General features: G+C 73.9%; 23 protein-coding genes and 1 tRNA gene. 13 read left to right on the forward strand and 11 right to left on the reverse strand.

All coding sequences use genetic code 11. The features are described 5' to 3' along the window. Nucleotides 1–92 precede the first annotated feature (92 nt). The 8 genes from C229_RS0101235 to C229_RS0101270 form a co-directional block, all read right to left on the reverse strand. Nucleotides 93–752 (reverse strand): alpha/beta hydrolase family protein, encoded by a 660-nt coding sequence (locus tag C229_RS0101235; RefSeq protein ID WP_155884529.1) that lies wholly within the window; start codon nt 750–752, stop codon nt 93–95. A 177-nt stretch (nt 753–929) separates the two neighbouring features. Further along, nucleotides 930–1,003, reverse strand: a tRNA-Ala gene (locus C229_RS0101240). Between the two features lie 43 nt (nt 1,004–1,046). Beyond that, nucleotides 1,047–1,643 carry a divisome protein SepX/GlpR gene (gene sepX / locus C229_RS0101245; protein WP_018653261.1) on the reverse strand — a complete coding sequence of 199 codons (597 nt, stop codon included), beginning with the start codon at nt 1,641–1,643 and terminating at the stop codon, nt 1,047–1,049. A 238-nt stretch (nt 1,644–1,881) separates the two neighbouring features. Continuing rightward, entirely contained in the window at nt 1,882–2,517 is a 636-nt protein-coding gene (locus tag C229_RS0101250) for a GNAT family N-acetyltransferase (protein ID WP_081639689.1), read from the reverse strand. A gap of 36 nt (nt 2,518–2,553) precedes the next feature. Beyond that, nucleotides 2,554–3,420, reverse strand: a complete 867-nt coding sequence (locus tag C229_RS0101255) for a class II fructose-bisphosphate aldolase (protein WP_018653263.1) — start codon at nt 3,418–3,420, stop codon at nt 2,554–2,556. After that, entirely contained in the window at nt 3,408–4,304 is an 897-nt protein-coding gene (locus tag C229_RS0101260) for a 1-phosphofructokinase family hexose kinase (RefSeq protein ID WP_240487041.1), read from the reverse strand. The genes C229_RS0101255 and C229_RS0101260 overlap by 13 nt, the downstream gene beginning before the upstream one ends. Nucleotides 4,305–4,312: 8 nt before the next feature. Beyond that, a complete protein-coding gene (gene nagA, locus C229_RS0101265; RefSeq protein WP_018653265.1) occupies nt 4,313–5,428 on the reverse strand; it encodes an N-acetylglucosamine-6-phosphate deacetylase in 1,116 nt (371 codons plus the stop codon). Further along, nucleotides 5,421–6,308: an SIS domain-containing protein gene (locus C229_RS0101270; RefSeq protein ID WP_240487042.1), complete on the reverse strand. Its 888-nt coding sequence runs from the start codon at nt 6,306–6,308 to the stop codon at nt 5,421–5,423. The genes nagA and C229_RS0101270 overlap by 8 nt, the downstream gene beginning before the upstream one ends. A gap of 73 nt (nt 6,309–6,381) precedes the next feature. Between C229_RS0101270 and C229_RS0101275 the strand changes: the two genes are divergently transcribed. Further along, nucleotides 6,382–7,170 carry a DeoR/GlpR family DNA-binding transcription regulator gene (locus C229_RS0101275; RefSeq protein ID WP_018653267.1) on the forward strand — a complete coding sequence of 263 codons (789 nt, stop codon included), beginning with the start codon at nt 6,382–6,384 and terminating at the stop codon, nt 7,168–7,170. A 44-nt stretch (nt 7,171–7,214) separates the two neighbouring features. On the opposite strand, the gene C229_RS0101280 is transcribed toward C229_RS0101275, so the two are convergent. Then, the gene (locus C229_RS0101280) at nt 7,215–7,601 is read right to left on the reverse strand and encodes an SCO5389 family protein (protein WP_018653268.1); all 387 of its coding nucleotides are present in this window, start codon (nt 7,599–7,601) and stop codon (nt 7,215–7,217) included. 51 nt (nt 7,602–7,652) lie between these two features. Beyond that, the gene (locus C229_RS0101285) at nt 7,653–8,183 is read right to left on the reverse strand and encodes a GNAT family N-acetyltransferase (RefSeq protein ID WP_155884530.1); all 531 of its coding nucleotides are present in this window, start codon (nt 8,181–8,183) and stop codon (nt 7,653–7,655) included. 59 nt (nt 8,184–8,242) lie between these two features. On the opposite strand from C229_RS0101285, the gene nucS reads away from it, so the two are divergent. The 4 genes from nucS (at nt 8,243) to C229_RS0101305 (ending at nt 12,021) form a co-directional block, all read left to right on the forward strand. After that, nucleotides 8,243–8,932, forward strand: coding sequence for an endonuclease NucS (gene nucS, locus C229_RS0101290; protein ID WP_018653270.1), 690 nt, complete (start codon nt 8,243–8,245; stop codon nt 8,930–8,932). Between the two features lie 19 nt (nt 8,933–8,951). Continuing rightward, a complete protein-coding gene (locus C229_RS0101295; protein WP_018653271.1) occupies nt 8,952–9,536 on the forward strand; it encodes a TetR/AcrR family transcriptional regulator in 585 nt (194 codons plus the stop codon). A 75-nt stretch (nt 9,537–9,611) separates the two neighbouring features. Beyond that, nucleotides 9,612–10,400: a site-2 protease family protein gene (locus C229_RS0101300; RefSeq protein ID WP_026313351.1), complete on the forward strand. Its 789-nt coding sequence runs from the start codon at nt 9,612–9,614 to the stop codon at nt 10,398–10,400. Nucleotides 10,401–10,518: 118 nt separating this feature from the next. Then, on the forward strand, nt 10,519–12,021 hold the full coding sequence (locus C229_RS0101305; protein ID WP_018653273.1) for an aldehyde dehydrogenase family protein: 1,503 nt from the start codon (nt 10,519–10,521) through the stop codon (nt 12,019–12,021). A gap of 344 nt (nt 12,022–12,365) precedes the next feature. On the opposite strand, the gene C229_RS0101315 is transcribed toward C229_RS0101305, so the two are convergent. Then, nucleotides 12,366–13,955 (reverse strand): GMC family oxidoreductase, encoded by a 1,590-nt coding sequence (locus C229_RS0101315; RefSeq protein ID WP_018653275.1) that lies wholly within the window; start codon nt 13,953–13,955, stop codon nt 12,366–12,368. 81 nt (nt 13,956–14,036) lie between these two features. Here C229_RS0101315 and C229_RS0101320 point away from each other — a divergent pair, with 81 nt between their 5' ends. The 8 genes from C229_RS0101320 to C229_RS0101355 all read left to right on the forward strand — a co-directional run bounded on the left by C229_RS0101320 (nt 14,037) and on the right by C229_RS0101355 (nt 23,187). Next, nucleotides 14,037–14,642: a cob(I)yrinic acid a,c-diamide adenosyltransferase gene (locus tag C229_RS0101320; RefSeq protein WP_018653276.1), complete on the forward strand. Its 606-nt coding sequence runs from the start codon at nt 14,037–14,039 to the stop codon at nt 14,640–14,642. Between the two features lie 138 nt (nt 14,643–14,780). Next, entirely contained in the window at nt 14,781–15,692 is a 912-nt protein-coding gene (locus C229_RS32470; protein ID WP_018653277.1) for a DUF4097 family beta strand repeat-containing protein, read from the forward strand. After that, complete coding sequence (locus C229_RS0101330) at nt 15,692–16,456, forward strand: DUF4097 family beta strand repeat-containing protein (protein WP_018653278.1); 765 nt, start codon at nt 15,692–15,694, stop codon at nt 16,454–16,456. Before C229_RS32470 ends, C229_RS0101330 begins: the two co-directional genes overlap by 1 nt. A gap of 192 nt (nt 16,457–16,648) precedes the next feature. After that, entirely contained in the window at nt 16,649–17,683 is a 1,035-nt protein-coding gene (locus C229_RS0101335; protein WP_026313352.1) for a hypothetical protein, read from the forward strand. A gap of 2 nt (nt 17,684–17,685) precedes the next feature. Beyond that, entirely contained in the window at nt 17,686–18,981 is a 1,296-nt protein-coding gene (locus tag C229_RS0101340; protein ID WP_155884531.1) for an ATP-binding protein, read from the forward strand. Further along, a complete protein-coding gene (locus C229_RS0101345; protein WP_018653279.1) occupies nt 18,978–21,527 on the forward strand; it encodes a hypothetical protein in 2,550 nt (849 codons plus the stop codon). Before C229_RS0101340 ends, C229_RS0101345 begins: the two co-directional genes overlap by 4 nt. Beyond that, nucleotides 21,524–22,642 carry a hypothetical protein gene (locus C229_RS0101350; protein ID WP_018653280.1) on the forward strand — a complete coding sequence of 373 codons (1,119 nt, stop codon included), beginning with the start codon at nt 21,524–21,526 and terminating at the stop codon, nt 22,640–22,642. Before C229_RS0101345 ends, C229_RS0101350 begins: the two co-directional genes overlap by 4 nt. Next, nucleotides 22,639–23,187: a hypothetical protein gene (locus C229_RS0101355; RefSeq protein WP_018653281.1), complete on the forward strand. Its 549-nt coding sequence runs from the start codon at nt 22,639–22,641 to the stop codon at nt 23,185–23,187. The genes C229_RS0101350 and C229_RS0101355 overlap by 4 nt, the downstream gene beginning before the upstream one ends. Nucleotides 23,188–23,200 lie beyond the last annotated feature (13 nt).

Raw genomic sequence — 23,200 nt, forward strand, 5'->3', positions numbered from 1 at the left:
TATCGGTATGACATATAGACAAGAGAGGTGCCCGGGTGGGCATTCGTCACAACAAACGGCTGCCGGGCTGGGCACGCGCACAAGACCCCGGTTCAGGACGACGGGCAGGAGTGCCGGTACTCGGTCAGTCCCGGGTCGGCGGGAGCCGGGCAGAGGAACTGCTCGTAGCGCGCGTCGTCGTCGACGAACCGCTTCAGCCAGGCGACCGTCAGCGCGCCGATGAGCGGGTCCTCACGGACGAACGTCCCGTGGTCGGCGCCGGCGCTCTCGGCGTACGCGCGCTCGCGGGCGCCGGTGAGGCTCCGGTAGATCGGTTCGGCGTGCGTGCCGACCGGGGCGACGTCGTCCGACGTTCCGCCCTGGACGAGGGTGGGCACGGTGATGCCCGACCAGTTCTTGATCGAGTGCCAGGGCGCGAGCGGGACGGCGGCCTTGAGGCCCGGCCGCGTCCACGCGGCGTACAGCGACCCGCCGCCGCCCATCGAGTGCCCGGTCACAGCGAGGCGCTGCGGGTCGAGACGCTGCCGGACGGCGGCGGGCGACTTGGCGGTCAGGTAGTCCAGCGCCGCCAGGAGCTGCTTGCCGCGCGCGGTGGGCTGGTCGGAGCGGCCCTTGGTGGCGATGGTGATGACGACGAACCCCTGCGAGGCCAGGCGCGGCCCCAGCCAGGCGACCGCCTTCTCCGCACTGTTGTAGCCCGGGACGGCGGCGACGCCGCCGAACCCGCCCTGCTCGGGGTAGCGGACTCCCATCTTCACATTTCAAGTAGGAAGAGACGGAAATAATCCTGTTTCACGAAGGCACCCCCGTCAACGCCCCAGCACCACCCCACCTGTGATCTCCACCGCAGAGCCGGACGGCACCAGGACTCTCGCGAGAACACGAAAAAGGCCGGTCTCTCTTCAGAGAACCGGCCCTTTGATCTGCGGTGGAGCTGAGGGGATTTGAACCCCTGACCCCCTCGATGCGAACGAGGTGCGCTACCGGACTGCGCTACAGCCCCGCGGACTCGATTAGGTTAGCAGGGTTTCGCGGGTGGTCGGGAATCATTCGCCCACGGCACGGCGGTCGGCGGCGTACTGGTCGAAGACCTCTTCCTCGTCGTGCCGGACGAGTTCGATGATCTCGGCTTCGGGGGCCTCGGCGGCGATGCGGCGGGCCTCGGCGGCGGCCTCGCGGGCGCGGGCGCGGGCCGCGAGGTACTCGCGGTGGCGGGCGGCGTCCATGCCGACGGCGACGCGCAGGAGCGCGAGGTGGCCCGCCAGCGGGAGGACGGTCGGCGCGATCGACCACCAGGGCGCGACACCGGCCGCCGTGAGGACGACCGACGTCAGGCACAGCAGCGACAGCCCCGCCGTGCGGCGCCGGCGGCGGGCGATCACGGTCGCGCGGGTCACCGGGCGGCGCAGCTCGGGCACGGGGACGTCGAGCGGTTCCTCGACGACCTCCGGGGCGGGCGGGACGTCCGCCGGGACGGGAGCCGCCAGCGGCATTTCCGGCGCGTCGACTTCGTCGGTTTCGGCCCCGCGCCGGGGCCGGAAGCGCGATACTGCGGAGGAGTCGGTGTCGCGCCGGAGCCACATCGGCACGAGGACGATCGCCCAGACGGCGACGATCGCCAGGTACAGCACGGCGCTGCTCACGCTCTCACCACCCCTCGGTGGAGGCGCCCCCGGGCGCACTGAGACGACAGGCCGACTTTCGGCGCGCGCACGTGCATTGGGAGCGAGGTCACGCCCCGCACGGTACGAGCCGGTGTCAGAGGTTGACGAGCATAAAGGGCGGTGTGTCGCGAGATAGATCTTTCGGTTACTCTCCGTTTGCCGAGTCTTCTCGACCGCAGGAAAGTTACATGGACTCGCCGGTAAACCGAACGGGTGGTCAGGGCGACGACGAGCGAGGGTAAGCCCGCTTGCGTTCGGCGAGCCACCGGGCCCGCAGGCCGCCCGGCACGTCCTCGACGGTCAGCGCGTAGCAGATGTGATCGCGCCACGCGCCGTCGATGTGCAGATGCCGACGTCGAATTCCCTCTTCCCTGAACCCGAGTTTCTCCACGACGCGTCGGCTGGCGGTGTTCTCGGGCCGGATGTTGGCCTCCAGGCGGTGCAGCCCGACGGCGAAGAAGCAGTGGTCGGCGGCGAGCGCGACGGCCATCGGGATGACGCCGCGTCCGGCGACCTGGCGGTCCACCCAGTAGCCGATCTGCGCGGAACGCGCCGAACCCCACACGATCGCGCCGATCGTGAGCTGCCCGGCGAAACGGCCTTCGTAGGTGACGACCCAGGGCAGCGCGAGCCCCTGCCGCGCCTCGCGCCGCATCGTGTGGACCATGCTGAAGTAGGGGCCGAGGCCGCTGCGGAACAGCGGCGTCTCGGGGTTGGTGGGCTCCCAGGGCCGGAGCCAGTCGGCGTTCCGCACGCGAAGATCGCGCCATACGGCCGAATCACGGTGTTTCAGCGGGCGCAGCCCCACCGGCCCCTCGGTCAGGGTGACCGGCCAACCCCGCAAGCGTTCCACGGTCCCATGATTCCCTGGTCGGAGCCTCGGACGCCATCAATTCTCGCGCACTTTCGCGCCGGGCGCCGTGCGCGCGTCCTCGCCGTCGGCCAGCACGCCGAGCAGGCGGGCCGCTTCGGCGGCCATGGCGGCGCGCGCGGGACGCAGATAGCCGCGCGTGTCGACGAGCGCGGGATCGGCGGCGAGCGCGTCGCGGACGGCGGCGGTGAACACCTTGTTGAGCTGCGTCGCGATGTTGATCTTGCGCATTCCGGCGGCGACGGCGGCGGTGAGCAGCCGGTCGGGCACGCCGGACGACCCGTGCAGCACGAGCGGGACGGGCACGTCCGCCGCCAGCGCGGCGATGAGACCGAGGTCCAGGACGGCGTCGCGGGTCAGCATCGCGTGGGAGGTGCCGACGGCGACGGCGAGCGCGTCCACGCCCGTCGCGGCGACGTAGGCGACGGCCTCGGCGGGCCGCGTGCGCGCGCCGGGCGCGTGGACGCCGTCCTTCCCGCCGACCTCGCCCAGTTCGGCCTCGACCCACACGCCGCGCTCGTGGCACCAGGCCGCGACCTCGGCGGTGGCGGCGACGTTCTCCCCGTACGGCAGCGTGGACGCGTCGAACATCACCGACCCCGCCCCCAGCTCGACGGCCGCGCGGACGAGGTCGGCCGACGTCACGTGGTCGAGGTGCACCGCGACCGGCACCGGTGCGGCGCTCGCGGCGGCCACGGCGGCGGCGAGCAGCGGCGCGACGCCGCCGTGGTAGCGGACGGTGTTCTCGCTGATCTGCACGACGACGGGCCGCCCGGCCCGCGCCGCGCCGTCGATGATCGCGGTGAGGTGGTCGAGCTGCACGGCGTTGAAGGCGCCGACGGCCCAGTGCGCGGCGAGCAGCGCGCCGGTCGTCACGAGGGGCATGGGTCTCCCTGCACACGGATCTGGGGAAGGAGGCGGGCATACAGGTCGAGGTCGGCGTCTCCGGCGACGGGGGACGCCACGGCGGCGGCCGAGAGCGCGACGGCGTGCCGCAGCAGCTCGGGCCACGCGTCGCCGCGCGCCAGCGACCGCGCCATCGCGGCGACGGCGGCGTCCCCGGCGCCGGTCGGGTTGCCCGGGACGGGCGCGGGCGGCGCCGCCCGCCACGTCCCCTCGGGCGTCACGGCCAGCACGCCGTCCGCGCCGAGCGAGACGACGACCGCGCCGCAGCCCGCGTCCAGCAGCCGCCGCGCTCCGTCGAGCGGCGCCGCCTCGCCCGTGGCCCGGCGCAGTTCCTCGGCGTTCGGCTTCACGACCGCCGGGCGGCCGCCGACGCCTCGGCGGAGGGCGTCGCCGTCCGCGTCGAGGACGACGGGGCGGCCGGTGGCGCGGGTCAGGAGGGCGAGGGCGTCCGGCGGGACGCCCGGCGGGAGGCTCCCGGCGAGGACGACGATCTCCGCGTCGGCGGCGAGGCGGGCGAAACGGCCGGTGAAGGCGGACCATTCGGCGCCGGTCACCACCGGGCCCGGTTCGTTGAAGACGGTCGCCGTGCCGTCCACGACCGTCATCGTCCGCCGTGATTCACCCCGGACCGGGACGAAGTCGTGCGGCAGCCCGGCGGCGTCGAGGTCGGCGCGGATGCGCCCGCCGGTCGCTCCCCCGGCGAATCCGGTGACCAGCACCGCGCTCCCCAGCGACGCCGCGACCCGCGCCGCGTTGACGCCCTTGCCCCCGGCCCGCTCGGCCACCGACGCCACGCGGTTCACCTCGCCCCACGCGACGCGCGGGAGCGTGTACGTGACGTCCAGCGCGGCGTTGAGCGTCACGGTGAGGATCACAGCCAGCGGCCGTTCCGCATCACCCGCGCCACCGCGAGGTCGTCGGTGAGCACGACGAGGTCGGCGCGCTTCGCGGGTTCGAGGGAGCCGATCCGGCCGGCGAGGCCGAGGGCGCGCGCGGGCGTCAGCGACGCGGCCCGCGCGGCCTGGGCGGGCGGGAGGCCGACGTCGAGGACGGTGCGGCGGAACGCGTCGGCCATCGTGATGGTGCTGCCCGCGATGGACGTCCCCCCGGCGAGCGTCGCGCGCCCGGCGCGGACCTCGACGTCCAGCGCGCCGAGCCGGTAGCGGCCGTCGCCCATCCCGGCGGCGCCCATCGCGTCGGTGATGAGCGCGACGCGGTCGGCCCCGGCGGCGTCGAACGCCAGCCGGACGACGTCGGGCGCGACGTGCACGCCGTCGTTGATCAGCTCGACGGTGACGCGCGGGTCGGTGAGCGCGGCGGTGATCGGCCCGCCCTCGCGGTGGTGCAGCGGGCGCATCGCGTTGAACAGGTGGGTGGCGACGCGGGCGCCCGCGTCGAACGCCTCGCGGCAGACCGCGCCGGACGCGTCGGTGTGCCCGACGGCCGCGAGGACGCCCGCCCCGGCGGCCGTTTTGATCAGCGCGAGCGCGCCGGGCAGTTCCGGCGCGATGGTGATCATGCGCAGCGCGCCGCGCGCGGCGGCGGACAACCGGTCGAACTCGGCCGGGTCGGGCGCGCGCAGCAGGGCCGGGTCGTGCGCGCCGCAGCGCGCCTCGGCGAGATAGGGGCCTTCGAGGTGGATTCCGGCGATGAGGTCGTCGGCGGCGAGATCGGCGAGGGCGCCGGTGGCGCGGAGCAGGTCGTCCGGCGCGGCGGTGACGAGGCTCGCCAGCATCGTCGTCGTGCCGTGCGCCCGGTGGAACGCGACGGCCCGCGCGGCGTCCGCGTCCTGGAACGAGGCCCCGGCCCCGCCGTGCACGTGCAGATCGACGAACCCGGGCACGACCAGCGCCCCGCCCAGGTCGTCGCCGCGATCGGGCGCGGCGCCGGGGCCGAGGTCGGTGATCCGGCCGTCGTGCACCCGGAGCCAGCCGTGCACCTCGCCGTCGGGGAGGACGAGGCGGGCGTTCGCCAGCGTTTCAGGCATCGAGGATCACCGACCGGGTGAGGTTGCGGGGCGCGTCGGGGTCGAGCCCGGCCGCGCGGGCCAGCTCCACCGCGTGCCGCTGGACGCGGACGAGTTCGGCGAGCGGGTCGAGCGTCCCGGCGACCAGGGTGGCCCCGGCGGCGGCGACCTGCTCGGCCAGCCCGGCGGGCGGCGGCCCGAACGACCACACGACGCGGCCGGGCGCGGCGATGCTGATCGGCCCGTGCCGGTACTCGGTCGCGGGATAGGACTCGGTCCACGCGCCCGCCGCCTCGCGCATCTTCAGCGCGGCCTCGTGCGCCAGCCCGGTCGTCCAGCCCTGGCCGAGGAACGTGTACTGCCCGGCGGGCGCGGGCGTGGGCGCGTCCAGGGCGCGGCGGGCGTCGTCGATCGCGGCGGTGACGTCCTCGCCGAGGTGGGCGCGGAGCAGGACGAGCTGCGTGGTCGCGTAGCGGGTCTGGACGACCGAGCGTTCGTCGGCGTAGCCGAGCACGACGACGTCGTCGGCCGCGTCGCGGACGGGCGAGGCCGCGTCCGCCGTGATCGCCACGGTCGGGACGCGTCCGCGCAGCGCGGCGAGCGCGTCGAGGATCTCGGTGGTCGTGCCCGAACGGGTGAGGACGAGCACGCGGTCGTAGGCGCGGTGCAGCGGGGCCTCGGACGCGGTGAACGCGTCCGTCTCGCCCTGCCCGGCGGTCTCGCGGAGCGCGGCGTACGCCTGCGCCATGAACCAGGACGTTCCGCAGCCCAGCACCGCGACCCGCTCCCCCGGGCGCGGCAGCGCCGAGGTGTCCTCGGCGGCGGCCCGGCGCCAGCAGGTCGGCTGGTCGGCGATCTCGGTCTCGGTGTGCCCGCCCATATGTCCTCTACGTTCATTCATGCTCGTTATCACGCGCTATCTAACAGAACCGATCATTCACGCGCAATGTCGCGTCGTCGCTAGACTGCGCCGTGTGACCCGTCCCGAGCGCTGGAACGCGCTGCTCGCCCTGCTCGCGGACGCCGGACGGCTCTCGGTCGACGACGCCGCCGCGCGCATGCGGGTGTCCGCGGCGACGATCCGCCGCGACTTCGACCGGCTCGCCGAGCAGCGCATGCTGACCCGTACCCGCGGCGGCGCCGTCGCGCACAGCGTCAGCTACGACCTGCCGCTGCGGTACAAGAGCGCCCGCGACGTCCCGGAGAAGCGGCGCATCGCGTCCGCCGCCGCCGACCTGGCCGCCCGGCCCGGCGCCGTCCTCGGCCTCAACGGCGGCACGACGACGACCGAGGTCGCCCGCGCCGTCGCCACCCGCGCCGACCTGCACGCCCGCGACGGGCGCCCGTCCATCACGATCGTCACCAACGCGCTCAACATCGGCAGCGAACTCGCCGTCCGCCCGCACATCAAGATCGTGCTGACCGGAGGGGTGCCGCGCCCGCAGTCCTACGAGCTGACCGGGCCGCTCGCCAACGCGCTGTTCGACCAGGTCAGCCTGGACGTCGCCGTCATCGGCGTCGCGGGCGTGACCGTCGAGCACGGCGCGACCTGCGACGACGAGGACGAGGCCGACGTCAACCGCCGCATGGCCGACCGCGCCGACCGCGTCATCGTCGCCGCCGACGCCTCCAAGGTCGGCCACCGCGCCTTCGCCCGCATCTGCGACCCGTCGTCGATCGACGTCCTCGTCACGAGCACCGCCGTTCCGGACGAGGCCGTCCGCCCGTTCACCGAGGCGGGCATCGAGGTCGTCCGGGTGTGAGAACGCGGAACGCGGCCCCCGGAGGGGCCGCGTTCCGGTCAGGGTCAGCAGTCGCGGAGTTCCGGCGACTGGTTGAGGATCTGCTCGCGCGCCGTGACGAAGCGGCGGTAGGTGTCGGACTCGGACGTGGGGAAGACCGCGACGCGGTGGCAGTTCTGGAAGGCGAGCTTCATGCCGAAGTAGCGTTCCAGCGCGCCGCGCATGGCGTCGCTGGCCAGGACGCGCAGGAGCTGGCCGCGCGCGGCCTCGTCCGGGGGCGGGGTGAGGTTGTCGGCGAACTCGCCGCCGTCCACCTGGAGCCGGGCCACGAGGCCGCTGATCATCTCCCAGGCGTACGGCAGGGACTCGCGCACGCACTCGACGAACGCGGCGTCGTCCACCTCGCCCTGCTGGGCCTTCCGGAGGAGGTCGGGAGAAACGTCAAGGGACATCGGAGCTTCCTCTCACACGTCGTGATCGAGCACCCACGCCTAGACGCTAGATCAGGAACCGGGCGAAATTCCAGGGGTTGACAGACCGTCCTGACGGAGGGTCCGTCCCATGGCGACGTCGTCGGTGTAGACGCCGTCCAGGAGGAACTCGCCGGGGAAGACGCCCTCGACGGTGAAGCCGGCCGACTCGTACAGCCGTCGTGCCGGGGTGTTGCCGCCGAGGACCCGCAGCGTAAGCCGCCGCGCCCCCTCGGCCGCCGCCCGCTCGCAGGCCGCCTCGACGAGCGCGCGGGCGACGCCGCGCCCGCGCGCGGACTCGTCCACGGCCAGGCCCTGGACGGCCCGGACGTGCGCCCCCGACGCCAGGTCGCGGTAGGCGGGGACGATCCGGATGTAGCCGACGACGGCGCCGCCGAGCACGGCGACGATGACGTCGTCCGGCGAGTGCCCGGCGTCGAAGAACGCCGAACCCTCCTCGGGGCGGGGCAGCACGGCGCTGACGGGCGACCAGGTGCGCCGGTCCAGGCCGGCGAGCGCGGTGCCGTCGTCCAGGGTCGCGGGACGGATGACGAGATCGGTCATGACGGGCATTGTGCCGGGACGGGCACGCGGGCGCCGGAGGCTCACTAAGCTCGGTCGACGTGCGTCTCGTCATCACCCGCTGCGCCGTGGACTACGCCGGCAAGCTCACCGCCCATCTGCCCCTCGCCCTGCGGCTCGTCCTGATCAAGGCCGACGGCAGCGTCAGCATCCACGCCGACGACCGCGCCTACAAGCCGCTGAACTGGATGAACCCGCCCTGCTCGCTGCGGGAGGAACCGCTCACCGACGACGAGTCCGGCGCGACCGCCCGCTGGACGGTCACGCACGGCAAGTCGGGCGAACGGCTGATCCTCACGATCCACGAGGTCCTGCACGACTCCAGCCACGAACTCGGCCTCGACCCGGGCCTCCAGAAGGACGGTGTGGAGGCGCACCTCCAGGAACTGCTGGCCGAGCACATCACCACGCTCGGCACCGGCTACCAGCTCATCCGCCGCGAGTACCCGACGGCGATCGGCCCGGTCGACATCCTCTGCCGCGACAGCACCAGCACGACGGTCGCCGTCGAGATCAAGCGGCGCGGCGAGATCGACGGCGTCGAGCAGCTCACCCGCTACCTCGAACTGCTCAACCGCGATCCGCTGCTGGCGCCGGTGCGGGGCGTGTTCGCGGCGCAGGAGATCAAGCCGCAGGCGCGCGTCCTGGCCGTCGATCGCGGCATCGACTGCGTCACCCTCGACTACGACGCGCTGCGCGGCATCGACAACGCGGAGGACCGGCTGTTCTGAGGCGTCGTACGCTTCGGTCATGCCTCCCACGACGGCCGACGCCACGCGGGCGCGGATCATCGACGCCGCGCAGGAGTGCTTCACCCGGTTCGGGGTCGCCAAGACGACCGTGGAGGACATCGCGGCGGCGGCGGGCCTGTCGCGCGCGACCGTCTACCGGGCGGTGACCGGCGGCCGGGACGAGCTGATCCTCGCCGTCGTGCTGCGCGACCTGCACCGCTTCCTGGACGCGCTGTCGGAGCGGCTGAGCACCGAGCCGTCGGTGCCGGACGCGATCGTGGAGGGCGTGCTGGACGCGGTCGCGTTCGTCCGCGCCGATCCGACGATCTCCCGGTTCCTGGTGCCGGAGGCGGCCGGGCACATGCAGGCGGCGGTGGCGGGCGCGTCCGAGGAGGTGCTGCGGGTCTGCTCGGAGTACGTGCGGCCGTACTTCGCGCTGGCGCAGGCGCGCGGGATGCTGCGTCCCGACATCGCGGTGGAGGGCACGGTCGAGTTCCTGTTCCGCATGATCACCTCGCTGATCGTCCTGGACCGGGCGCGCGGCGCCGACGCCGAGCGCGCGTTCCTGCGCACCTACGTGGTCCCGGTGATCACCGGGCGCTGACGCAGGTCGGGCCCGTCCGCGGGTTCCGGTAGCGTCGGGGCAGGCCGTCGAGGGGCAGAGACGAGGGGCGCGTCCATGGGTGTGGTGCACGAGAGGCGGGGTCGTTCGGCGATCGCGCCGAGCCCGGTCTTCCTCGCGCTCGTGGCGATCACCGTGCTGCTCGGGCTGATGTGCTGGCGCTACGGCCTGATCATCGAGACGCAGGCGCGGGTGGCGCTGCTGGGCTTCGTCCTCGCGGCGTGGATCGTGACACTGTGCGTGCACGAGTTCGCGCACGCCTACCTGGCCTTCCGGTCGGGCGACCACAGCGTCGCGGTGCGCGGTTACCTGACGCTCAACCCGTTCAAGTACGCCGACACGATCCTCAGTTTCGCGATCCCGGTGCTGTTCATCCTGCTCGGCGGCATCGGGCTGCCGGGCGGCGCGGTCTGGCTCGACCGGGGCGCGATCCGGGGGCGGCTGCGGCACAGCCTGGTGTCGGCGGCGGGGCCGCTGTCGAACGTGCTGTTCGCGATCATGCTGGGCGTCATCTTCAAGAACTTCGCGTCGCAGGAGCACGCGCTGTTCTGGGCGGGGATCGCGTTCCTGGGGTTCCTCCAGGTGACGGCGGCGCTGCTCAACCTGCTGCCGATCCCCGGCCTGGACGGTTTCGGGATCATCGAGCCGTATCTGCCCCGGCGGTTCGTCCAGGCGGTCGGTGACTACGGCGGTTACGCGTTCTTCGCGCTGATCGTGGCGCTGTGGCTGATCCCGCCGCTGAACGAGGCGTTCTTCGGGCTGACGTACGGGGTCGCGAACGCGCTCGGGCTGAGCGAGCTGTCGGTCCGGGTCGGGCACGCGCTCTTCCGTTTCTGGGAGGAGTGAGCAGGTTTTTCCGGAGACTTGAGCACTCGGCTGCTGACAAAGCCCCTAATAACGGGCGTACAGTGCCCTTACTAGCCGGTATCTTGTGCAAGTACTCACTTACTCCGGGGAGGGTCCCATGACCGTGACCGCCGAGAGCCCCACCAGCTTCACGTCGTTGAACCCCGCCACCGGCGAGGTCGTCGCCGAGCATCCCGTGCTCGGCGCGGACGCCGTCGCCAAGGCGCTCACCCGCGCCCGCGAGGCCGCCGGGTGGTGGCGCGGCCTGAGCTGGAAGGAGCGCCGGGTCCGGCTGCTCAACATCAAGGGCTCCCTCACCCGCAACCTCAACCGGATGGCCGAGCTCATCCACGAGGAGACCGGCAAGACCCTCCAGGACGCCCAGCTCGAAACGATCATGGCGATCGAGCACCTGGACTGGGCCGCCCGGCACGCGCGCAAGGTCCTCGGCCCGCGCAGCGTCTACCCGGGCATCATGTCGCTCAACCAGAAGGCCGTCCTGGAGTACCAGCCGCTCGGCGTCGTCGGCGTCATCGGCCCGTGGAACTACCCGATCTTCACCCCGATGGGCTCCATCGCCTACGCGCTCGCCGCCGGGAACACCGTGGTGTTCAAGCCGTCGGAGTTCACCCCGGGCGTCGGCGTCTTCCTCGCCGAGATCGTGGACGCGGTCGTGCCCGAGCACCCCGTCCTCCAGACCGTCACCGGCCTCGGCGCGACCGGCGCGGCGCTCGCCTCGTCCCCGGACGTCGACAAGATCGCGTTCACCGGGTCCGGCCCGACCGCGAAGAAGGTCATGGCGGCCTGCGCGCAGAACCTCACGCCGCTCATCGCCGAGTGCGGCGGCAAGGACGTCGCGATCGTCGACGCGGGCGCGAACCTGGACGCCGCCGCCGACTCGGCGCTGTGGGGCGCGATGTCCAACGCGGGCCAGACGTGCATCGGCGTCGAGCGCATCTACGTCGTGGACGAGTCCTACGACGCGTTCCTGGCCAAGCTCACCGAGAAGGCCCGCGACCTGCGGCCCGGCTTCGACCGCGAGGCCGCCTACGGCCCCATCACGATGCCGGGGCAGCTCGACATCATCGAACGGCACATCAAGGACGCGCTCGACAACGGCGGCACCGCCGTCGTCGGCGGCGTCGAGTCGGTGCGCAAGCCGTACGTGGAGCCGGTCGTGCTGACCGACGTGCCCGAGTCGTCGGCGGCCGTCTGCGAGGAGACGTTCGGCCCGACGATCACCGTGCACCGCGTCCGCGACCTGGACGAGGCGATCGAGCGCGCCAACGCCACCTCCTACGGGCTGGCCGGCACGGTGTTCTCCGGCGACCGCTCCCGCGCGATGGACGCCGCCCGCCGCATCCGGTCCGGCATGACGTCGATCAACGCGTTCGCCGCGTTCGCGATGGTCGCCGCGCTGCCGTTCGGCGGCGTGGGCGAGTCGGGCTTCGGCCGCATCCACGGCGCGGACGGGCTGCGCGAGTTCACCCGGCCCAAGGCGATCACCCGCCAGCGGTTCGCGCTGCCGCTGAACCTGACGTCGTTCGAGCGCACCGAGAAGGAGATGGCGCGCGTCCTCCAGCTCGTCAACCTGCTGCACGGCCGCCGGTACAAGCGCTGAGCGCGCCGCCTAGGCGTGCCTAGGCGGGGCGGGCGGCGTCTAAGACGTCCCGGCGCCCGTAGATAGGGCGTCGTCCCGATGTGGGCGGGTGGGTCTTAGGGCGAATCTTGAGAATGTCAGGCCGAAGGGGCCGGGCAGGATCAAGGAGAACGCACATGTTCCGTCCCGAGTTCACCCAGGAGATCGTCAAGGACCGCACCCGCCGGATGCGCGCCGAGGCCAAGGCCGCCCGGCTGGCCGCCAAGGCCAAGGCCAAGGCCGCCAAGCGGTGAGCCGCCGGCCCGATCCGGCGCCCTGTGGCTGCCGGCGCCCCCGTCCTCCCGGGACGGGGGCGCTTTCGCGTCTCAGGCCAGCGTGATCGCCGGGAGGGCGGTGCGGCCCCGGATCAGGTCGGCGGCGCGTTCGGCGATGGCGATCGTCGGGGCGTTGGTGTTGCCGCGCGGCACCGCGGGCATGACCGAGGCGTCCACGACGCGCAGGCCGTCCACGCCGCGCACCCGCAGCTCCGGGTCGCAGACCGAGCCGTCGCCGCCCATCGCGCACGTGCTCGTCGGGTGGAACAGGGTGGCCACCTCGCGCCGGACGAACGCGTGCAGCGCGGCGTCGTCGGCGGCCTGCTCACCGGGCGCGAACTCGCCCGCGACGAGCCGCGCGAGCGGCCCGGCCGCGAGGATCTCCCGGGTCTGCCGGACGCCCGCGACGAGGATGTCCAGGTCGGACTTCTCGCCCAGGTAGTTCGGGTCGATGAGCGGCTTGGCGTACGGGCTGGCCGACCGCAGCGTCAGCGCCCCCCGGCTCGCGATGTCGACGGCCGTCACGAGCACCGACAGCAGGCGCTGCGTCGGCTCGACGAGCCCCTGCTTGAGGAACCCCGTGGGCAGCACGTGGTACTGGAGGTCGGGGGCGGGCAGGTCGGGCGAGGTCCGGACGAACCCGCCCGCCTCGGCGACGTTGGACGCGAACGGTCCGCGCCCGAGCGCCTGGTAGACGCCGAGCGAGCGCACGCCCGCCATCTCCCACAGGTTCTTGGTCCGGGGCGTGGCGGCCATGACGTTGACGTACGGGTGGTCCTGGAGACCCTGCCCGACCGGGGAGTCGACGACGACGTCGATGCCGTGCGCGGCGAGGTGGGCGGCGGGCCCGACGCCCGACAGCATGAGGAGCTGCGGGCTGTTCACCGCCCCGCCAGCCAGGATCACCTCGCCCTCGGCGCGCGCCTCGACGGGCAGGCCGCGCGCCTCGTAGCGGACGCCGACGGCCCGCCCCGACTCGATGATCACGCCGGTGGCGAGGGCGTCGGTGACGACGGTCAGGTTCGGCCGCTCCAGCGCGGGCCGCAGGTACGCCGACGCGGTCGACCAGCGCTTCCCGCGCTTGTGCGTCACCTGGTAGAAGCCGACGCCGTCCTGCTCGGCGCCGTTGAAGTCGTCGTTGGCGGCCAGGCCGTGCGCCCGCGCCGACTGCACCCAGGCGCGGGTGAGGGGGTGCTTGAAGCGCAGGTCCTCGACGCGCAGCGGCCCGCCGACGCCGTGGTAGGCGGACTCGCCGCGCTGCTGGTCCTCGGCGCGGCGGAAGTAGGGCAGCAGGTCGGCGTAGCCCCAGCCCTCGCAGCCGTGGGCGTCGCGCCAGGTGTCGTAGTCGTGCCGGGCTCCCCGGATGTAGATCATCGCGTTGGTGGAAGAGCTGCCGCCGAGCGTCCGGCCGCGCGGCCAGTAGACGCTGCGCCCGTCGGCGTTCTCCTGCGGCACCGTGGAGTGGTTCCAGTCGTAGGGCCCGCGGATCAGCGACGCGACGGCGGCCGGAATGTGGATCTCGGCGGCGTCGTCGGGCGGCCCCGCCTCCAGCAGCAGCACCCTGGTGGAGGGGTCCTCGGTCAGGCGGGAGGCGAGCACGCAGCCCGCGCTTCCCGCACCCACGATGATGTGGTCGTACACGGTCCGCCTCCGAAACCTCGACGAAGTACCCGGAACCTTACCGAACAGGGTTCGCGGACCCACGGAGGCTAGGCTGCGAACATGGCCAAGAACAGGGAGAACCCGGTCGTCCTGTCCCGGATCTACACCCGAACCGGCGACGACGGCACGACCGCGCTCGGCGACGCGTCCCGCACCTCCAAGACCGACCCGCGCCTCGCCGCCTACGCCGACGTCGAGGAGGCCAACGCCGCGATCGGCGCCGCGCTGGCGCTCGGCGCGCTCCCGGCGGAGATCGCCGCACTGCTCGGCACCGTGCAGAACGACCTGTTCGACGTCGGCGCCGACCTGTGCGCGCCCGTCGTCCCGGACCCCGAGTACCCGCCGCTGCGCGTGGACGCCTCCTACGTCGAGCGCCTGGAGGCCGCCTGCGACGAGCACAACGAGGCGCTGCCGCCGCTGCGCAGCTTCATCCTCCCCGGCGGCTCCCCCGGCGCGGCGCTGCTGCACGTCGCCCGCACCGTCACCCGCCGCGCCGAGCGCACCACCTGGTCGGCGCTGGAGGCCCACGGCGACGGCACCGAGGGCGGCGTCAACCCGCTCACCGCCCGCTACCTCAACCGCCTGTCCGACCTGCTGTTCATCCTCTGCCGCGCCGCCAACGCCGACCACGGCGACGTCCTGTGGCGCCCGGGCGGCGACCGCTGAGGTGGGGTTAGCCCCACCCCGAGGACGCTGGTCCGCCACCTGGCAGGCGCCCCGCGCCGCGCGGCAGGGTGGAGCGTGCACGGGGACGATCGAACGTGGCGGGAGAACCAGGTGAACAGGCGCAGAGGGGCCGCGGCGGTGGCCGCCGCAGTCGCCGGGACGGTCGTGCTCGGCGGGTGCGGCGCGATCGACGTCGGGAAGACGCGGCACAGTGAGCGCACGTACCGGGTGGCGGAGGTGTCGCAGGCACTGCGGGTGAAGGCCAAGGGACGGGTGGAACTCGTCGGGACCGACGCGAGGGAGGTGTCGGTCCGCGAGCGGGAGACCTGGACGAACGGCCGCAACAAGCCCGAGCCGCGGCACACCGTGGAGAACGGGACGCTGCGGCTCACCTCGTCGTGCGCGCCCGTCGTGGTCATCGGCAGCGGTTGCGGCGTCACGTACCGGATCAGCGTGCCGCGCGGCCTGGCCGTCACCGTCGAGACCGACGAGGGCTCCGTCACGGCGAGCGGGCTGTCCGGCGCCGTGCGCCTCGTCACCGGCAGCGGCTCGATCACCGCCGAGAACCTGTCGGCCGCCTCGCTGACGGCCCGCACCGACAACGGCCGCGTCCGCGTCTCCGGCCGGGCGGGCGCCCTCGACCTGCACACCGACTCCGGCGGCGTCACCGCCGACGCGCTGGACACCCGCGACCTGAAGATCAGCACCGACAACGGCGGCGTGCGCGTCAGCGGCCGGGCCGACCGCGCCGACCTGCGCACCCAGTCGGGGTCGATCAACGCGGACTCGCTGCGGGCCAAGCGCGTGACCGCGCGCACCGACAACGGCGGCGTGCGCCTCACGCTGCCCGAGCCGCCCGACGCGGTCACCGCGAACACCGACTCCGGCTCGATCCACCTCGCCGTCCCCGCCGACGCCGCGTACGCGCTGCGCGTCTCCACCGACACCGGCGGGCGGCACATCGACCGCGCGCTGCGCCGTGACGGTTCTTCGGCGCGCAAGATCCAGCTCTCCACCGACAACGGTGGCATCCACGTGAAGGCGACCTGATGCGCCCGACGACCGCGGCGGCGCTGGCCGCCGTCCTGGCCCTCCCGCTCACCGGCTGCGGCGTCAGCTTCGGCGCCACCCGCGCCGAGGAGAGCCGCACCTACGAGTTCACCCAGCCGCTGACCCGGCTGGACGCCGAGACCGGCTCCGGGCACGTGGACGTCGTCGCCGCCGACGTGCGGGCCGTCAAGGTCACCGAGCGGCTGCGGTTCTCCGAGCGGCGCCGCCCGACGACGCGCCGCGAGGTGTCCGGCGGCGTGCTGCGGCTGCGGCACTCGTGCCCGTCGGGGTTCTCGATCGGGGTGAACACCTGCGAGGTGAACTACCGCGTCGAGGTCCCGCGCGCGCTCGCCGTGCGGGTCCGGGCGGGCAGCGGCGACGTGCGGCTCACCGGCCTGACCGGCCCGGTGGACGCCCGGGCCGGATCGGGCGACGTCCGGGTCGGCGACCTGCGCGGCGCGGCCACGCTGCGCACCGGCAGCGGGACCGTCACGGGCCGGAACCTCACCGGCGGCACCGGCCCCTACCGGGCGCGGGCGGGCAGCGGCGACGTCGACCTGGTGTTCACCGCGCCCCCGGCCGCGCTCGACGTCGAGGCGGGCAGCGGCGACGTCCGCGTCGGGCTCCCCGGCGACCGGCCGTACCGCGTCGCCACCGAGGCCGGGTCCGGCTCGATCGACGTCAAGGTCACCCGCAAGGACTCCGCCGCCCACACCGTCACCGCCAAGACCGGCAGCGGCGACATCACGATCACCCCGCGCTAAGAAAGCCGCATATAACTACTAAACCGGCAATTCTCCTTGTCGTGGACGAAATCCAATCACCTACGCGGCCGATTCCGGCCGCCGCGATAGCGGCGGCAAGTCGAACAGACCGGGCGCAAAGCCGCAAGGATGGCTCCCAGCATTCATGCGCGAAGCACGTGGCCGGGAGCGCCAGTGGAAGAAAATCTCGTATTGCAGCGGACGTTCAGCCGATCCGGCACCGTCGCGTTGCAGTTCGACGGCGCCGGGGACGCGTACGGGAACGACCTGTTCTCCTACCGGCACGGACGCGTCGAGGGGCGCGACTGCCTGCTCAAGACCGCCCTGACCCCCGAGGGCGCCCGCGTCCTGCGGCGCGAGGCGGAGGTGTACGACCGGCTCGGCGAGGGCCGCCCGGGCTTCGGGCGGCTGCTCGGGTTCCAGAGCGCGCGCGGCCCGTCCTGCCTGCTCGTCACCCGGCGCGGCGCGCCCATCGACCGCTCGCCCGACCTCGTGCTGGTGCCGCCACGGCTCAACCTGGTCGCGCGCGACCTGTTCGACGCCCTGGACGTCCTGGACCGGCTCGGCTTCCGGCACTGCGCGGTCTCCGCCGCCGGAGTGTCGTTCGACGGGCTCAACATCGAGATGCAGGAACTCGGGCACGTCCAGCCGAACGGCCGGGCCGAGCCGTTGCAGGGCTCCGCGCTGTCCACGCCCACCGGCCTGCCGGTCGACCCGGCGCCCGACGTCCTCGCCGCCGCGCGCCTGGTCCACCGGCTCGCCACCGGCCAGGGCGGCGGGAAGCCGCCCGCGGCGATGCTGGCCGACCTGGAACGCGTCGATCCGGGGCTGGCACGGGCGCTCGAACCGGCCTTCCACGCCGAACCCGGCCAGTCGATCCCGGCGCACGAGGTCGCGGCGGAACTGCGGCGCAGCCGTCCCGCGCAACCTCCGGCGCGGCCGGACGCGCGACCGTCCGGCCCCGGCACGGCGCCGCGCGCGGCCACGGCCGAGCACCGCGACGACGCCGTCCACCGCGCCGCGTTCCGCGAGCTGCGCCGCCGCCAGCGGGAGGCCCGCGACGCCGTCGCGACGCCCGCCGCCGCCACGGCGCAGACGGCGCCCGCCGGAGAGCGGACACCGCCCCGGCCCATGCCGCCGCGGAGCGGGCGGTCCGTCCCCGTGCCCGTGCTGACCGGGCTCATCGTCGTGCTGGCGCTGCTCGCCGCCGCCCTTCTGCTGAGGTGAACATGGCTGATTCCCCCCGGGAGCCGAAGATGCCGCCCCGGCCCACGCCGCCCAAGCGCGCCGTCCCGCTGCCGCCCGTCGGCGGCGGGACGGCGGCGCACGACGACGCCGAACCGGCGTGGCCGACCGAGCCCGCCGCCGAACCGGAGGCTCCGGCCCCGGCATGGACCACGCCGCCGCAGCCGCTGCCGCTGCCCGAGCCGCCGCCGGCGCGGGAACGGTTCGAGCCCGGTCCGCCCGACGGGCCGGACCCCAAGACGATGACGTGCCCGTACTGCCTGTCGCATTTCGACTGGAACCGCGCCCCGCTGGTGGACCGGCTGCCCGACGGCACGGAGGTCCCGCTGCGTCCGGAGCCCGACGAGAACCCCTACCGCTGGCGGAACCGCACCGTGAACGCCTGGCGCGTCTGCCAGGCCACCGGCGAGCCGCATTTCCTGCCCGCCTCACTGGGCGAGATGACGACGCTGATCGTGGGGGTCGTCGGCAAGTCCGGCGCGGGCAAGTCCCATCTGGTCGCGGCGATGATGGAGGAACTGCTCCAGACGACGCTGCTGCCGCAGAACCTGGACGTGCTCCCGCTGAATCCCCAGCTCCAGCAGGAGCTGTTCGAGCAGAACCGGCTCGGCCTGCTGCGCGACCACAAGGTCCTGCCCGCCACGCGGGCCCGTCCGGAACTCCGCTTCGCGTGCGCCTACCGCGTCAGCAGCCACGACGACGGCCGCAAGTACGCCCTGCTGATCTTCGACGTCGCGGGAGAGATCTTCACCCGCGCCACGGTCCGCGACCAGACGCCGTTCATGGGCATCGCCGACGCGCTGATCTTCGTCGCGGACGGCTCGGAGATCGACGTCAAGCCCGGCCGCCAACCCGGCGACCCGGGCTTCACCGCCGTGCTCAGCCAGATCGACCACATCCGGGGCGTCGCCGGGCGGCCGTTCCTGCCGATGGTCGCGGCCCTGGTCGTCGCCAAGTCCGACACGCTGCGCGTGTTCCCCGAGGTGGACCGCTGGATCACCCGCAAGGACGACATGGACCTGGCCACGGTCGAGCAGGAGTCCGAGGACGTCTTCGCCTTCCTCGGGCGGCGGCAGGCGGGCTCGTGGCTCGCGCCGGTCCGCAAGTTCCAGGACGTGACCCTGCACTTCGCGTCGGCCACCGGCGGGAACGCCCACGACGGCGAGTACGCCGAGGCGTCCTACCAGCGGCAGCGCGTGCTCCGGCCGCTGCTGTCGCTGCTGGCCATGCACGGCGTCATACCCCGCGCCCTGCTCGGCACCGCCGGAGACGCGTCATGACCGTCGGCACGGCCACCGATCGCGTGGACCAGATCGTGTTCGCCTGGTCGGACCGCCTGCTCCTGGGCGGCAGCGGCCTGGGCCCGGTCGCGACCTCGCTGCCGTCCGACGATCTGCGCGTCTGGAGCGGCTGGCTGCACGGAGGGGACATCGCCGTCGGTCAGTGGCTCGACAAGGCGCCCGAGTGCGTCGCGTTCGGCGCCCTGCGGTTCGGGGCGCGCGGCGACCACGGCGCGGTCCTGCGGCTCACCCCGGCCCAGGACGCCAACGGCCGCGCCACCCAGCTCGTCCACGCGCTGGTGGGACCGTCGGCGGCGGTATCGCCGCAGCTCGCCCTGCGCCTGCACGACTGGCCCGGCTGGGTCACCCCGCAGAGCCTGGCCGGACGCGGCCCGGAACTGGCCGGGCTGCACGCGGGCGACCTCGCCGCGCGGCGTCCCGCGCCGAGCGCGCCCGTCGACACCGCGCGGCTGGCGGGTCTGCTGGCGTGCGTACTGGCCAACCCGAACGAGGCGTACGCCGGTGAACCCGGCAGCGTCGACGGCGGCCTGCTGGAGGCGCTCATCGAACGCGTCGACGGTGCCGCGGGCGACGACCCGTGGACCTTCCTGTGGGGGGCCGGTCCCACGGCGCGTGAGACCCGGGTGCGGCTGGTGGTCTCCGACGTCCGGGAGAACCGCCGGGGCCGCACGCACCTGGGCGCGGCCGGTGCCGCCCCCGAGGTGGAGCGCGCCGCCGGTCTGCTCGCCGCGATGCCCGCCGGGTCGCTGACCCGGCCCGCACGGCCCGCCCGCGATCGCTCCACCCTGCTCGCGTGGATCGAGCACGAGCACCAGCGGCGCTTCACGATGCTCGCGCACCTGCGCCAGATCCTCGACGGCACCGCCGACGCCGCCGCCCGCGAGTACCTGGACGGCGCCGAGGGCTCCGCCCGGCTGGAGCGGGAGCTGGCCGAGGTCGACACCGCCGAGCTGGCCGCGCTCCTCGCCCGCTGGCGGGACGTGGAACCGCCCCGGCTGGAGCGGACGCGGCGCGCGCTCGGCCGGGCGGCGGTCCTGCGCAACCTCACCGACTTCCCGTGGGTTCAGGCGCGGATCGACGCCGACTCGGACACGCTCTGGCTGGACGTCGCGCCGGGCGAGGCCGAACGGGTGATCCGCACATGGCACGCCGGGCTGGCTGAGATCACCGACGCGCATCGCTACGGCGCCGTGTACACGGCGCTCCGGTCCAGAATCGACGTGACGACCGACCCGACCATCGCCGAGATCATCACCACGATGCCGTCGGCGGAACTCCTGGGCTGGTGCGCGCTCCTGGCCGAGCACGACGATCTGGCCGGAGCGCTGCACTTCCTGCACGTGGCCGTCAGGCAGGCGACCCCCGGAGGCGACCGGGACGTCCGCGACCACCTCGCCGCGAACCACGCGTTCCAGCCGACGATCGACCGCCTGGCGCGACTGCCCGAAGCCGACCCGCCCAAGGATCTGTACCGGTACGTCCTGATCCTCGGATACGGCCGCGTGATCAGCGACCCGGTGGGCGTGGTGAGCGAGCTGGGGGCCGGTGCCACCGCCGAACCGCTGTGGACGGCGCTGGCGGAGCTGACGGCGGGACCGCGCGAGCGTCTCGCGCTGGCCGCCGCGTCCGCCGCGCGCCACGCGCCGCAGGGACTGACCGTCGCGCTGGTCCGGACCGTCGCGCCGGCCGACCTGATCATCGAGCTGGACCGGGGCGTCCATCCGCCCGCCCTCCTGGACTTCGCGCTGCGGGCGCTGCACGCGTACGAGCCGGGCACGGCCGCCGAACGCGGCGACCTCCGCGAGATCCTGCGCGGGCGCGGCTTCCTGTCCAGTGCGGTCGAAGCGTCCTATCCCCGGATTCCGGACCGCATGTCGGCCTACGAGGTCCTGCTCCGGCTCGCCTTCGCGCCGGGCGACCGGGCGGCCGATGCCGCCGCCGGGATCACCGAGACCGACGCCCGCTCGATCCTCGGCGGCGTCCCCTCGGCGTCGTTCGTCTGGGCGGTGCTGGACCTGGCGTCGGCCGACGCCATGCTCCACATCCTGTGCACCGACGCCCGGCTGTCCATGCACGACCACGGGGTGTCCGGCCCGCACGCGGACCGCGTCCTGCGCGCGCCCGCCGTCCGGACGCGCGAACCCGTCGTCGCGGCGCCGACCGCTCCGCCCGTTCCGCCGCAGAACGCGATCCCGCCGCTGCTGTTCAACCTGCCGCCCGAGAACACGCGGGCGGACGCAGGCGGACCCGAACCAGGGGCCGGGCAGGACGGCGAGGACTCCTTCGAGCCGGTCCCGCGCTCCGGCGAACCGGCGCAGGCGCCGGGCTGGAAGGCGCGCCTGCCCCGGCCGCCCGAGGTCCGGCGGAGCGTGCTCGTGCTGATCATCGCGGTGCTGACCGTGCTGCTGCTCGCGACCACCGTCCGGGCCTGCCAGGCCCCGGACGACGCCGAACCCGGGCCCGCCGTCACCGTGACAACGACCCCCACACGACCCGACCGGACACCCCCCGGAGACACCGAGTGACCGCACCCGCACCGCCGGACCGCGACGCGGCGCTGTCCGCCGTCAGCGCACGCCTGGGCGGGCACGCCGACACGGCGGCGCGCCAGAACCCGCGAGGTTCGTCGGCCGCCCTGCTGCGCACGCTGGCGAACGACCTCGACCCCGCGACGCCCGGCTCCCCCGCCGCCACCGACCTGGCCACCGCCTATCCCGCCGAGGCGCTGCTGCCCGACCCGCCGCCGTCGCGGGCGCTCGCGCGGACCGCCGCGCTGCTGCGCGTACTGCGCGACGCGACGTTCCTGCTGCCGATCCTGGTCACCTGGTGGAAACTGCGCGAGGCCCTGGAGGCGTACGGGCGCAGCGACCGCGACGACGTGTCGTTCCTGCTCGGCTGGCAGGCCGGTTCGTTCGACCCGGAGCGCGCCGCGCGCGGCGTCCACGACTTCCCCCCGCTGGGGGACACGGCCCTGTGGGTCGTCGGCGCCGTCATCGCGGCGATCGCGCTGACCGGCCTGGTCGCGCTGTTCGAGGGCAGGCTGGACGCCCCCCGGTACGCGGCCGAGCGCGACGAGATCGCCCAGGACCTGGCGTACGCGTCGTACCTGCTGGCCCAGTCCGTGGACGACCGCGTGTCCCAGCGCGACCTGCGGATGCTCGTCCAGACGATGGAGTCGTCGGTCGGCTCGCTGATCGAACGGCTCGCCGCGGCCGCCGACGAGGTGCGCGAGGCGCTGGAGCACTCGGGCGGCAAGCGGCTGGAGGAGGCCATCCGGCAGTGGACCGCGCAGGCCGCCGCCCTGGACCGCGCGCTGGCCGCGCTCCAGGCCCCGGCGGGCACGCTGGAGGCGTTCCGCGAGCTGCACGCCGACCTGGCCGCGAGCCAGCGCGAACTGCGCGGCGAACTGTCCGGGCTCGTCCGGCAGGTCGAGCGCGCCGGGCAGGCGGCAGGCGACCAGGCCGCGACCGTCCGCGCCTACCAGGAGGAGGGCAGCACCCTGCTGGCCGACTCGGTGGCGCGGCTCGCGACGGGGGCCGACCAGCTCGGGCGGGCGCTCGACCAGCTCGGCTACCTGGTCGCCGACAGCCGCGAGTTCGTGGACTACGTGCGCCGCCTCGACGACGGCGCGATCCGATGAACCGGCGCGTGCGGCGGCCGGGGACCGCGACGCTGGCGGGCTGGCTGTTCGCCGACCTGATGCTCGTGCTGTTCCTGATCGCGATGGCGGTGCAGCCGCACGAGAAGGCGAAGGACCGTCCCACGGCCGAACGGACCGAGCCCGCGCGCACCGCCCGCGTCCTCAGCCGGGACTTCTGCGAGTTCCTGATCCCGGTCCGCGCGGACGGCCTGCTCGCCGGCCGGTCCGCCCGCGCCGACCTGCTGCGGAAGCTGGACGAGACGCTGCGCGGCGAACATCCGTCCTGGTTCCACGGCCCCGAGATGGGCCGCCGGACCGGCCGGGACGAATGCCAGCGGCACCTGACCGCGCGGCGGACGGTGGGGTTCTTCCTCGCCTACGGGGCGATGAGCGACACCAACAGCGGCGTCGTGCTCGGCCGCAACGCGGCCAAGGCCATCACGGCGGGCAACCGGCTCTTCCGCGAGGCGATCCACCGCGCCGCGTGGACCGGCGGGCAGGGCGACGGCGCCGTGCAGCTCATCGTCTTCTTCTACCGGAACTGACGAGGGGTGCGAC

Origin of the sequence: Actinomadura flavalba DSM 45200 (assembly GCF_000374305.1) — a bacterium.
GTDB lineage: Bacteria > Actinomycetota > Actinomycetes > Streptosporangiales > Streptosporangiaceae > Spirillospora > Spirillospora flavalba.